The organism is Exilibacterium tricleocarpae (assembly GCF_007004655.1).
In the GTDB taxonomy this organism is placed as follows: domain Bacteria; phylum Pseudomonadota; class Gammaproteobacteria; order Pseudomonadales; family Cellvibrionaceae; genus Exilibacterium; species Exilibacterium tricleocarpae.
The window spans coordinates 156193-168837 of sequence record NZ_ML660096.1; the positions used below are offsets into that span (position 1 = coordinate 156193).

The following is a 12645-nucleotide window of genomic DNA, read 5'->3' on the forward strand; positions in this document are numbered from 1 at the left end:
GTTCTCTTGACGCGCGTCAATAAAATTCACGTTTGTGTTTGTATCCGAAATTTATAAAACACTATAGTAACCGGCGCCTTGGCCGGTCGCAGAACCGGCAGGTTTGCAGACAACAGGCTGGCATCCTGACGTTCATCTTAATATCCGAGGTCATCCATGAAGTTCAAAGCCTTTATCGGTAAACTGTTTTCAATCACACTTGTCACTGTCTCGCTATCGAGTTTCGCCAGTGAGCCCATCCAGCCGATCGAGCGCCCTGCCGATATCGATCAGTCCAAGGCGGCGCTCGGTATGAAACTGTTTTTCGATCCGCGCCTGTCGAAGTCCGGGTTTCTTTCGTGCAATTCATGTCACAACCTGAGCATGGGAGGATCGGATAACCTGAAGACCTCGATCGGCCACAACTGGCAACAGGGCCCAATCAACTCCCCCACAGTACTCAACGCCGGCCTCAGTCTCGCCCAGTTTTGGGACGGCCGGGCGGCAACGCTGAAAGAACAGGCGGGCGGCCCGATTGCCAACCCCGTTGAAATGGCATCCAGTCACAAACTGGTCGCCGACGTGTTAAAAACCATCCCGCAATATCGGGCGGAATTTCAGCAGGTATTCGGATCACCCGGCATTGATATAGACCGCATCACCGATGCCATCGCAGAGTTCGAGAAGACCCTGGTCACCCCCAACTCGCGCTTTGACCGCTGGCTGCTCGGCGATACCAAGGCAATCACGGCGCGCGAACTGGCCGGCTACGAACTGTTTAAGAGCAGTGGCTGCACGGCGTGTCACAGCGGCCCCGCCGTCGGCGCCAACAGCTATCACAAACTGGGGTTGGTCAGACCCTATAAGACGGAAAATGCGGCCCGGGGTCGCATTGCGGTTACCGGCAATAAAGCGGACGAGTTTGTGTTCAAGGTGCCCACGCTGCGCAATATTGAACTGACCTATCCCTACTTTCACGACGGTGAGGTCGCCACGCTGAGGGAGGCGGTGGCGCTGATGGGGCAACTGCAGTTGGGCAGGGACTTCACCGCCGACGAAGTGGATAAAATTACGGCATTCCTGAAGACGCTGACCGGCGATCAACCCACTTTTCCACTGCCACTGTTGCCGCCGTCAACCGAGCAAACGCCGCAGCCAGAACCCTTTGGCTAAGTAGAACCGGATGCGCCAAAGGACTGGCCTCCCAAGATAAAGGGGGCTGCGGTAAACCGCAGCCCCCTTGCACTATCGAAGGCGGGATTCGGGCGACGGCAGATGCCGCCGGTTCTAGGAACCGATAATCCCGCCGTCCTTTCGGGTAATCACAAACGTCGCATCCCGCGGCACAGTCACGCCATCCAAAGGCGCCGGGAAGTTGGTGACACTGGGATCGCCGTTGCCCGGATGCTGGGTGTTGATAAACATGGTACGCCGATCCGGGGTTACCGTAATACCGGTAATCTCATCGCCGGCGACCCCTGTAAACAGGCGGCGCAACTCACCAGTGCGGGTGTCGGCCACCAGCATCTGGTTGTTCAGACCGTCCTTCTGCCCGCCGTCAGTCTGGATAAACAGCCGGCCGGCAGGGTCGGCCCAGAGACCGTCGGGATCACTGAACGTGTCTTCGGTACCGTGGGTGTCGGCGGCGATCAGGAAAATCTCCCACTCAAAAGTGAGTCCCGTATGTTTATCGCTGTCGCGCCACTTGATGATATGACCGTCGGGGTTGGGTGCCAGCGGGTTGGCGGCATTGGCCTCGGTGCGGCGGCTGTTGTTGGTGAGCGTACAGTAGACGTCACCATTGGGCGCCACCGTCGTCCACTCCGGGCGATCCATGGGCGTGGCGCCGAGAATATCCGCCGCCATGCGCGCATAGGTCAGTACTTCCGCCTGGTCATTGAATGCCGCGGCCAGCTGCGGGTTATCGATGGTCAACTCCAGCCATTCACCGCTGCCGTCGTCGTTGAAGCGGGCCACGAACAACTGGCCCCGATCGAGCGGGCTCTCGCCCTGGTGCAACATATGCCGGTAATCGTCCGCTGATACAAACTTATAAATGTAATCAAAGCGCTGATCGTCACCCATATAGGCAACTGCGCGGCGGCCCTGGCCGATCGTCAGGGCGACGCCCTCGTGCTTGAAGCGCCCCAGCGCCGTGCGCTTGACCGGCTTTTGCGTGGCATCCATCGGATCGATTTCAACGACCCAGCCAAAGCGGTTTTCTTCATTGACATAATCGACGTCGGACAGATCGAAGCGGCGATCAAAATTGTACCAACCGTAGCCAAAGCCGGTTTCACTGAAACCGTAGCGCTCCTGCGCCGCGGTGGGCATCCAAACCGTATCCCGGTTGGTGGCGCCGAAATAACCATTGAAGTTCTCTTCGCAGGTCAGGTAAGTACCCCAGGGCGTATGCCCATTGGAACAATTATTGACGGTACCCAGCGGGATATTGCCATTGGGTGTCTGCAACAGCGGATGGCCGGCCACCGGACCGCTGAACGTGACCGGCGTATTGACATGAATACGCCGGGCATTGTGGCTTTTGACGGTTCTCCAGACGCCCCTGGACTTTTTGATTTCGACCACGGAAACGCCGTGGGCGTGCTGGGATACCCGCACATCTTCCAGGGACTCCGGGCTCTGTTTGCCGAGGACATGTGGGTTGGTGCCGAACTCGTGGTTGATCACCAACATACCGTGCCAGTTGCCGCGGCGCCAGCGATAGCGGCGAAAGGGATGCCGATCGTCATCCCAGTCATCGTCGCGATAGCCCCTGAAACGGTCGATGGGAAAATAGTGCATACCGTCGTGGCCGATGCCGATCTGCTTGGTTTGGTCGTCGGCATTGGGCGGATAGTTGAACTCGGGGCCGCCGGGCTCCAGAGGGTCGCCCCAGGGAATCAGTACCTGGTACTCGTAGTCCGCAGAGATAGTGGGCCAGGGTCCGTTGCCGTCGGCTACCGCCACCGGTTCAAAATCAATCAACTTTCTATGCCTTCGAAAGCCTTCCCGGTGCTCGCTCTCTCCCCAGCCCCCGGCCAATACCGTGTTCGAGGCAAAGAAACCGGTCGCTGCCAGACCGAGGCCGCCGGCCAGTACCTTTCTTCTGGAAGTGGCGGCATCCAGAATATCGGCAAACGGGCGATTGTCGGTTTTATTACAGATTTCATTATCGTGGTCATCACTCATATACTTATGCTCCAGGCTAGGCAATACACGCAGCTCTGGACTTTACCAAGCGTATATTTCACCTACATGTACGATATGTGACGGCGTACCACCTTTGGCGCAGCCGGTACAATCAGCGTTGTAGTCGCCCCAAAAGAGGGCGGCGCCGCACTTTCGATGAGGACAGAAAAATGAGGACAGACAATGAGTAGCGAGGTTGCATTTATCGGACTCGGGGTGATGGGATACCCGATGGCGGGACACCTCGCCAAGGCCGGGCATCAGGTTACCGTCTACAACCGCACGACGGCCAGGGCCGAACAGTGGGTGGCCGAACACGGCGGCACCCTGGAGGCTACACCGGCTGCGGCAGCCAAGGCCGCCGATGTGGTATTTGCCTGTGTCGGCAATGACGACGACCTGCGCCAGGTCACCAGCGGCATCGAGGGGGCTTTCGGTACCCTGCGGGACGGCGCCATCTTCGTTGATCACACCACCACCTCTGCTGAGGTTGCCCGCGAACTGTCGGCCGCCGCCGCCGAAAAATGTGTAAGCTATCTGGACGCACCTGTCTCGGGCGGCCAGGCCGGTGCCGAAAACGGCGCCCTTACCGTGATGCTGGGGGGGGCGGCGGGACCTTACGAAAAAATCGTCCCGCTGCTCAACTGCTATGCCAAGATGCACAGACTACTGGGGCCTGTCGGCTACGGCCAACTCACCAAGATGGTCAACCAAATCTGCCTGGCGGGCACGCTGCAGGGACTGGCCGAGGGCATCCATTTCGCCCGCGCCGCCGGCCTTGATGCCACCGATGTGATCGACGTTATCGCCAAAGGCGCGGCCCAGTCCTGGCAGATGGATAACCGCGCGGCCACGATGATCGAGGGTAAATTCGATTTTGGTTTTGCCGTCGACTGGATGCGCAAAGACCTGGGACTGGTGCTGGACGAGAGCCGCCGTGTCGGTGCGCACCTGCCGGTGACGGCGTTGGTGGATCAGTTTTACGGCGCAGTGCAATCACTGGGTGGCGGCCGCTGGGACACCTCGAGCCTGCTCACGGTGTTGGAGAAAATTCGCAACCACAGCGACGAAGAGTAAAACCTCGGCACCCGGGAGGCGCCGGCGGCATCTCACCGCTGCAAAGGCTCACCGGGTTGCAGGCCGCAGCCCGCACGGCAGTTTGTGTAAATGTAGTCAAACTACTCAGCGGGGTAAATAACCAGAATCTCACTTAACCCGGCAGCCACTTTGTTCAACCTTTTAACAGTATCGTGCAGCTGGCTATAATCATTCGTTACTTCAATCAGGCGATACTGGCCTTCGAGTTCCGCCAACTCACGCTGCAGATTGCCAAGTCGCATCTGAATGGCATTGAGCGAACTGCCGCCGGCCGAGGAGTTTTCGTAATGCTGGGCCACCAACACACTCACCGACCCCAGAAATGCCAGCAGCGCCATGTACAGCGCCGCATGGGAGAGTCCCTGGGTAATCACCGCCAACAGCCCCGCCGAGGAAGCCGCGGACACTACACCACCGGCCAGTCGAATTCTGTTGGCATAGCGCAAACGCCCGCCCACCAGCGCCACCAGCCCCGCCATATCGGTTCTTGCCAGCGCCATGGTCTGCGCCGCCAGCTCCATCAGCATCGCGGTATCGGGCTCGGCAACGGCACCGAGTCGCTTGCCCGGGGCCAGGGAGGGTTGCGAGCCCGGATAGTTGAGATTCAATGTATCGAGAACAGCGCGGTGACAGTGTGCCAGGTAATTAACGATGGCATCGAAACCCGGTAGTGTTTCATTTTCAGACTGCACGCTTTTTATCCTTGTACTGATAGTTTTTATACTGATACCTATGGAAGAACAAGCCGAGCAGGCCGACCACGCAATAGTCGACGACCTTCAAGGGAAACAAAAAACATCGGGAAAAGTAGTCGGCAAACCAGTTTCCTTCGCGCCGTTCACGCCACTGCAAAAACTTTACTACAGCCCAATAATAGAGTATCAACAACCCGAGATAAAACACATTCAGCCAGTCGTAGTCGTAACTCAGGTAGTTCTTAATCACTAAGAAGGCCGCAAACACCGGCAGGTGCCAACAGGCAATCTGAAAAGTTGTCAGCCACACATCGGTGATGTCACTGTAAAACGTAAATCTGACGGGTACCGACCTCCTGGCAATAACAGCAACCATTATCGCAGTCGGCAGGCAGGCAATTGAAGCAACCAGGGGCAAAAAGGCGCCTATAATAACCGCAAAAATCACCGCTGTGGCCAGCGGCGTGGCAATCGCGAGAAAGGCCAGAGCGCGAAATACCCATACCACCGCGGCAAACCCGCGGTTTCTGTCGGAGATATCGACAAACGCATCCCGGTAGTTCAAAAACGGCACCAGAGCAATAAAATAAAACAGCGACATCATAAAACTGACCAAGTAAAGCTTCTGGACGCCAACCGGAATAAAGAACACTAACCGCTCATCCATTTCCTCCGCTATCTTTCTGTTCAAAAGCTTCAGCCGTACCGACGCCACCACCGACGCACCGGCACCGTCCTTCAGCAGTGCGGAGCCCTTGATCGCCACCCGCTCGATGAAAATTCGGGTATCGGTCGCCACCGCCAGTTTCCTCGGCACGTAATACATATCGCCGCTGGCGCGGGCCAGAGCGGATAACGCCATGCCCATCGACCGCTGTTGTATAGCCGCCTGTAGACCCCGCGATACCGCCGCGGCATTGACATCATCCAGGTATCCGGTGGACGCCGACACCCGCCCGCTGGTGCAGCCGAGCAACATAAGCTCCGATTGGCTGCGCGCAGCAATATTTTCCAGATCGGCGATAGCGACACTCTTGACCAGGTTTCCCGCAGCATCCCGGGTAACAAAACGACTGCCTTCTATATGGCCGACCACAAACAGGTACTTTCTGCGTTCTTCGGCAACAGACGCCAAGATTTCCTGCTCGGAAAGTCGGCGGGTGGAAAGGTGTCGTTTACCGAGTCTGGTATCCAGATCGCGGTTTACATACACATCGTCATCATGAAACAGCGATATCACTCGCGTCCTGTCGGCACTCATGGTCCGGTTTATTGTCCATTCGAAGTCACCGCCGCGCCCCGACCCGATGTCGACGAATACCCGGGGAAAGTATTCCACGGCAATGGCAGTTCCCGGTCCGGCCCTGTTTGCCACCACTCTTCCCAGGGTGTTGTCTGACCTGAAAACATGCACCGATACGCCGTCAGCCAGCAATTGCTTTATCACCGGTTTAAAAAAAGGCAGGTGTTCCTGAAGCAAGACAATCGGGGAGGCAGCGGCGAAAATCGGCTGCAGCGTACCCCACCCCCGGGTATTGACGGTTTCAATATCAATGTCGAGAACCCGGTCGCCGCTGCGCAGGTGTATAGTCGGACCGTCGCGGTAGAGAATCCGGGCGCCGCCGAGGGCTGTTTCACCGCCTTCCAAAACGGCCCTGAGGCTATCCGCTCTCTGCAGGCTTTTGGAGGCGCCTTTGCCGGCGCCGGAAATCAGTGAGGCCAGGTCTTCCGCCCAGTGGGCGGCGGCGACAGGTGACCACAGGACTAAACCCGATAATATCAGACAACCGAGAGCCCGCCATGTCATCGCGGGGGGGAAACTTTCCTTAGTATTCATAATGGTTGTTATTATTTGCGCCGCTTTCGCCGCACCGCTTCAACAACCCGGTTACGTTACTTGATTAACCGGGTTCCGGGTCTTGCCACAGCGGTGTGAATGTGCACCTAGTGTTTCGACCAGAAAATGATTTCATTCGGTGGCACTTAGGTCTCGATCCGGGTATAGCCCTTCGGGACCTTCGCCGGCAGGGATGCTGGCGCAGAGCCTACAGGGATGTACTGGCGGCGTGTCCCGAAGGGCTATACCCGGATTGAGGCCGGGCTGGTTAAGGGGACCAAAACCCGTTTTGGGGTGAAAAGATTTCCTGGTCAGAGCACTAGGGCCTGTTAACAGGCCCTAGCTTAGCCCAGCCAGAAAATTTGTCCACCGGATCAAACGGCGGAACTGGCCTGCGTGCCGGACTTAAAAAGACAACCCCAGCGTCAGGAAGTACTGTATTTCATCCAAATCCACGACACCCGAGTCTTTGAAATCCAGCTCGCCCTCGACCCGGCGCGCATTGGCGCCGACAATAAAACCATTGCTGAGAATAATATCGAAACCCACCCGGGCATAGAGGCCCGCATCGACATCAGTTTCGCGGCCATCTGGGTCAAAGTCGATATCATCGCGGTTGCCCTCCACATCGCCATCGTCGATGGACATGGTGCCGAACATCACCGCCGGTCCGGCGGAGGCGTAAACCCTGAAACCCGGCCAGGGCCGGTAACTGACAAAACCGCCGAGCGCAAAATCCAGCAGCAAAAACTCGTTGTCAACTTCTATCTCTGCCTCCAAGCCGTCTTCGTCGGAGCGGCCAAAGACACTGGCATCGGTTTGAAAGGAAATCAGTCCGCTGGTTTCCAGGCCGTATTGCAGGCGGCCGCCGTTGCTGCTCAGTTGCACCGCCACGCCGCCGTAAATCAGTTCGTTCCAGTCGGTGCTGACGATGTCACCGGCACTGTCGGAGATGGTCCAGGCCTCGCTCGTATCCAAGGTACCTAACATCACCTGTAGATAACGCACACCGAACGCGTCGGTATCGGCGTTAGGTTGCGCGGTTGTGGCGGTGGCAACGGCCAGCCAAGTCGATAAAAAAATCAGGGGAAGTGGTTTCACAATCTACATCCTTAAAACCCGGTTCGGGAAAACTGAGATACATCTGATAACGGCAATCCGCACCCGCGCTAAAACGCCAAAAATTAGTGTTGCGATTGAAACTTGCAAGGTTCTGTCACAATGTTCTTTTACGACGTCCTGTCACAACGATCTTGTATCAAGACCTTCCACGGCGAGCTTTTGCAATAGACTTTCTTGACGGGCTTTCGCAACACGCTTTTGCCCTGGACTTTCCCAGTGGACTTTCGCCTCGGCCGCCTCGGCTTTTCATACCGACCGCCGGTACAGCGATCACAGGCTATTCACGGCTGTCCGGGCGCGATCGCCATTATATCTTAGTGAGTATTCACATTACTACAATCGACGTATTGCTGAGACATAATGACACAGGCGCAGGAAGTTGGATAATCCAACCACTGAGGGGAAACCTTTACCGAACGTCTCAGACAAGCGGGTTTTATTTACACCGCAAAAGTCTGTCACAATAGGGCACCCTTTCACCGGAATACAAGGAGGCACACCGAATGAATAAAACACTTTTTTACATTATCCTGGCAAGCACCTTCACCCTGGGCGCCTGCGCCGGCAACACGCCCGCCCCCGAGACCAAGACTGCTGCCGCCACTGCCGAAACCAGTGCAGCCGAGCCCAAGCAGGCGGCGGCTCCAAAAAGAAGCAAGCGGATTTGCAAAAGAATGGCGCCAACCGGTTCGCGGCTGGGGAAAAAGGTCTGCGGTACCCAGGAACAATGGGACAGAGCCGCCCGCGATAGCGCGGAGGCCCTGCGCGGCGTCACCCGCAAATCGGCACAAGGGGGTTACGAAGAGTAATCCCTTTTGCCATTGCGACAGATTATCGCACCCCACAAGTAAGGACATTGTGATCGCCGCCGCCCGGCGTCACAGTGGGCCTCTTCCACCGGAATACAAGGAGGCACACCGAATGAACAAAACATTTTTTTACATCATCCTGGCAAGCAGCTTCGCCCTGAGCGCATGCGCCGGCAACACGCCCGCACCCGAGGCCAAGGTCGCTGCCGCCAATGCCGACACCAGCGCCGCCGAGTCCAAGCGGGCAGCGGCCGAAAAAAGCGAAAAACAGATTTGCAAAAGAATGACGCGAACCGGCTCGCGGATGGCACAGAGGGTCTGCGGTACCCAGGAGCAGTGGGACAGAGCCGCGCACCAGAGCGCCGGAGCCCTGGGCAGCGATGCCACCCGCCGAACAGCACAGGGAACTTACCGGGAGTAGTCTCTTGTGCCATTGCAATGCTTTACCACACCCCGCAGGCCGCGACATTGTGACCGCCATCACCCGGGCGTCACAATGTCGTTGCCACAATACCCTCGTCATAAGGCGACAATCTTCAGACTGTAATTACAAGGTGTAGTCGCAAAGCGTTAAACAAATCCGTAATAAAGACAACACAGTATCTACACCGCAGTAACAAGCCCACAGCAACAGCACCGGCTTAGCAAGCAGGAACACTTTTTTACATTTGCCGATTCACCGCCCGCGGCGTCCCAACCAACCGCCACAATGTGGCAGGCGCCAGCCGGGTTCATCTGCACGCGATAAAAGTTCAAAAACCGGTAAATCTGCCGGCGATACCAAAATAGTCGTCAACAAAGTCGAAGCCCGCCTGCAACTGCTCCATATTTTATGCCGGCTGACGGCCGGACCAACACCGCGCCGCCAAACTGTCGGAGCGACAGCTCGCCTGTTTCCCGACGGCTCCCCGCCTATCCCCTGGAGACAGACAACCATGCAACCCAAACACTTATTACACGCAATCGGTCGGCGGACGACCCGGCTCGGTCTGGCGCTGATTGTCGCCGGCGTCCTCACATCGGCCTCAGCAGCGGAGCTTTACGAAAACCGTTTTACTGAAATTCGCAATGAAATATATGATCCGGCCAACGGCTACCTCAGCGCCGATGGCGGTCCCTACCACGCCATTGAAACATTTATCGTCGAAGCACCGGATCACGGTCACCAGTCCACCTCCGAAGCCTACTCCTATATTCTCTGGCTCGAAGCTCTGCACGGTAAACTGACCGGCGACTGGCAGCCCCTGGCCGACGCCTGGAACATTATCGAAACGCAGATTATTCCCACCACCCAGATGCAACCCACCGCCGACGGCTACAATCCGGCGGCACCGGCCACCTATGTACCGGAGGGCCCGCTGCCGTCGAGTTATCCACTGCCGCTGACCGCCAGCGCCGCCGTCGGCAATGACCCCATATCCCAGGCGCTGGCACAAGAGTACGGCACCTGGGAAATCTACGGCATGCACTGGTTGCTGGACCTGGATAACGTCTACGGCTACGGCAACCTCGGCGACGGCGTCAGCACCCCCTCCTATATCAACACCTTCCAGCGCGGCGAACAGGAATCGGTGTGGGAGACGGTGCCCCACCCCTCCTGGGACGATTTCTCCTGGGGCGGCCAGACCGGCTTTCTGGACTTGTTCGTACAGGAACAACAGGCGCCGGCGCAGCAGTGGCGCTACACCAATGCGCCGGATGCCGACGCCCGCGTGGTGCAGGTCATGTACTGGGCGCTGCAGTGGATGAAAGCGCAGGGCAAAGACCCGGAACAGGTGGCGCCGGGCCTGATGGCAAAAGCCGCAAAAATGGGTGACTACCTGCGCCTGGCCATGTTCGACAAATACTTCAAGACCCTGGGCGCCCAGAGTGAAAGCGGCGGCGCCGGCAGCGGTTACGACTCCGCCCATTATCTGATGTCATGGTTCTACTCCTGGGGCGGCCCGCTGGTTCCCCAGGGCTGGGCCTGGCGCATAGGTTCGAGTCACGTGCACTTCGCCTACCAGAACCCGATGGCCGCCTATGCGCTGTCACAGGTACCCGAGCTGATCCCCGCCACCCCCGGCGCCCGCCGCGACTGGGAAACCGGGTTGGAGCGCTCGCTGCAGTTCTTTCAATGGACCCAATCGGCGGAGGGTGCATTCTCCGGCGGCGCCACCAATAGTTGGAACGGCACTTACGATACCTACCCCCACAACCGCACCTTCTACGGCATGGTCTACACCCCGAACCCGGTCTACGCCGATCCCGGCTCCGGCACCTGGTTCGGCTGGCAGGCCTGGGGCACCGAAAGGTTGGCCGAGTACTATTACCTGACCGGCGAGCCCCGCACCAAAGCCATCCTGGACAAGTGGATCGGCTGGGTATTGGCGCCCTCCCCGGCGGTGGGCAAGGCGGTGCTGGATTTCAGCGACAATGATGTCAAGCTGGCGGCGGAACTGGCCTTCACCGGCCTGCCGGCAGCCTGGAATCCCGCCAACCCGCAACCGAATAACGATTTACACGTAGAGGTAATCACCCAAAACCAGGATGTGGGCGTGGCTCACAGCCTTGCCAAGACGTTGATGTACTACGCCGCCGCAGAGCAGTTGCACCAGGGCGCAGTGCATGTGGGCGCCCGCGATGCCGCCCAGACCATACTCGACCGTTTTTGGACCAACCACCGCACCGCCAAGGGTGTCGCCACACTGGAAACCCGCGGCGACTATAGCCGGGTCAATGATCCCGTGTACTTCCCGCCGGGGTGGACCGGTACCAATGCGGTAGGCGCCGCTCTCGGTGAGGGCACCACCTTTATCGGCATGCGGCCTTTCTACCAGAGTGACCCCGGCTACCAGGAAGTACTGAATGCGGCGGCCGAGGGTCGCGACCCGGCCTTTGTCTACCACCGCTACTGGGCACAGGTGGAAGTGGCCACCGCCAATGCGTTGTTTGCCGATCTGTTTCCGGTGGTGTGCCAGACCGACTGCCCGCCGCTGGCTCAACCGCAGGCGGTCAGCACCGCGGTCGACACCCCCGTCGCCGTCACCCTGGCGGGCACCGACAGCAACGGTTCGATCGTCAGCTATAACTACACCCAGCCCGCCAATGGCAGCGTCACCGGCACCGGCGCCACGGTCACCTATACTCCCGCCGGCGGCTTTAGCGGCAGCGATGCCTTCACCTTCACCGTGACCGACGACGAAAACCTCACCTCCGCGCCCGCCACCGTGTCGATCACCGTTACCGACCCCGCCATCAACCGGCCACCGGTGGCACAGGCAACGGCCGATCCCGACACCGGAGACGCACCGCTGGCGGTGAACTTCAGCGCTGCCGCCTCCAGCGATCCGGACAACGATCCGCTCACCTACAGTTGGGACTTTGGCGACGGCAACAGCGGCACCGGCATCAGCCCCAGCCATACCTACACCGGAGCGGGTAACTACACCGCTGTGCTGACCGTCGGCGATGGCGAATTCACCGATAGCACCAGTCTGGCAATCACTGTCACGGCCGCACCGACCGGTGTCAGTTGCGACTACGTCGTACAAAACCAGTGGAACACCGGCTTTACCGCAGTTATCCGCCTGACCAACAACGGCGCCACCGCCGTCAATGGCTGGCAGGTGGGCTGGCAGTACAGCGAGGGTTCGCAGGTGAGCCAGGTCTGGAATGCCGTTGTCAGCGGCGGCAATCCCTACACGGCGGCACCCGTGAGCTGGAACAGCACCATCAACCCGGGCCAGACCGTGGAGTTCGGTTTCAACGGCGTCAAGGGAAGCGCCGACACCCCGGCACCGGTACCGGCGGTAACCGGCGCAGTCTGTAACTAGCGGTCAGTAACGGCCTGCTACTCAATCGGCAGGCGATTCAATCACGAGCCCGGACAGTGTTATAACGCCACCGGCCGGGCTCCCAACCCAACCATGAG

At 58.6% G+C, this 12645-nt stretch carries 9 protein-coding genes; 5 read left to right on the plus strand and 4 right to left on the minus strand.

Translation table 11 applies throughout. From position 1 onward, the window contains the following. Positions 1-156: 156 nt before the first annotated feature. Positions 157-1152, plus strand: coding sequence for a cytochrome-c peroxidase (locus tag FKG94_RS16435; protein ID WP_142905416.1), 996 nt, complete (start codon positions 157-159; stop codon positions 1150-1152). A gap of 114 nt (positions 1153-1266) precedes the next feature. Here FKG94_RS16435 and FKG94_RS16440 read toward each other — a convergent pair whose 3' ends face one another. Beyond that, positions 1267-3171 carry a PhoX family protein gene (locus FKG94_RS16440; RefSeq protein WP_142905417.1) on the minus strand — a complete coding sequence of 635 codons (1905 nt, stop codon included), beginning with the start codon at positions 3169-3171 and terminating at the stop codon, positions 1267-1269. Between the two features lie 183 nt (positions 3172-3354). On the opposite strand from FKG94_RS16440, the gene FKG94_RS16445 reads away from it, so the two are divergent. Next, positions 3355-4248, plus strand: coding sequence for an NAD(P)-dependent oxidoreductase (locus FKG94_RS16445; protein WP_142905418.1), 894 nt, complete (start codon positions 3355-3357; stop codon positions 4246-4248). Positions 4249-4349: 101 nt separating this feature from the next. Here the strand turns inward: FKG94_RS16445 and FKG94_RS16450 are convergent, their stop codons facing one another. The 3 genes from FKG94_RS16450 to FKG94_RS16460 all read right to left on the minus strand — a co-directional run bounded on the left by FKG94_RS16450 (position 4350) and on the right by FKG94_RS16460 (position 7902). After that, complete coding sequence (locus FKG94_RS16450) at positions 4350-4961, minus strand: hypothetical protein (RefSeq protein WP_142905419.1); 612 nt, start codon at positions 4959-4961, stop codon at positions 4350-4352. Then, the gene (locus tag FKG94_RS16455) at positions 4951-6771 is read right to left on the minus strand and encodes a hypothetical protein (protein WP_142905420.1); all 1821 of its coding nucleotides are present in this window, start codon (positions 6769-6771) and stop codon (positions 4951-4953) included. The genes FKG94_RS16450 and FKG94_RS16455 overlap by 11 nt, the downstream gene beginning before the upstream one ends. A 435-nt stretch (positions 6772-7206) precedes the next feature. Beyond that, positions 7207-7902: an outer membrane beta-barrel protein gene (locus tag FKG94_RS16460; protein ID WP_142905421.1), complete on the minus strand. Its 696-nt coding sequence runs from the start codon at positions 7900-7902 to the stop codon at positions 7207-7209. Positions 7903-8426: 524 nt separating this feature from the next. Here FKG94_RS16460 and FKG94_RS16465 point away from each other — a divergent pair. The 3 genes from FKG94_RS16465 (at position 8427) to FKG94_RS16475 (ending at position 12547) form a co-directional block, all read left to right on the plus strand. After that, positions 8427-8732 (plus strand): hypothetical protein, encoded by a 306-nt coding sequence (locus tag FKG94_RS16465; protein ID WP_142905422.1) that lies wholly within the window; start codon positions 8427-8429, stop codon positions 8730-8732. Between the two features lie 112 nt (positions 8733-8844). Further along, the gene (locus FKG94_RS16470; protein WP_142905423.1) at positions 8845-9153 is read left to right on the plus strand and encodes a hypothetical protein; all 309 of its coding nucleotides are present in this window, start codon (positions 8845-8847) and stop codon (positions 9151-9153) included. Between the two features lie 514 nt (positions 9154-9667). After that, complete coding sequence (locus FKG94_RS16475; RefSeq protein WP_142905424.1) at positions 9668-12547, plus strand: glycoside hydrolase family 48 protein; 2880 nt, start codon at positions 9668-9670, stop codon at positions 12545-12547. Positions 12548-12645 lie beyond the last annotated feature (98 nt).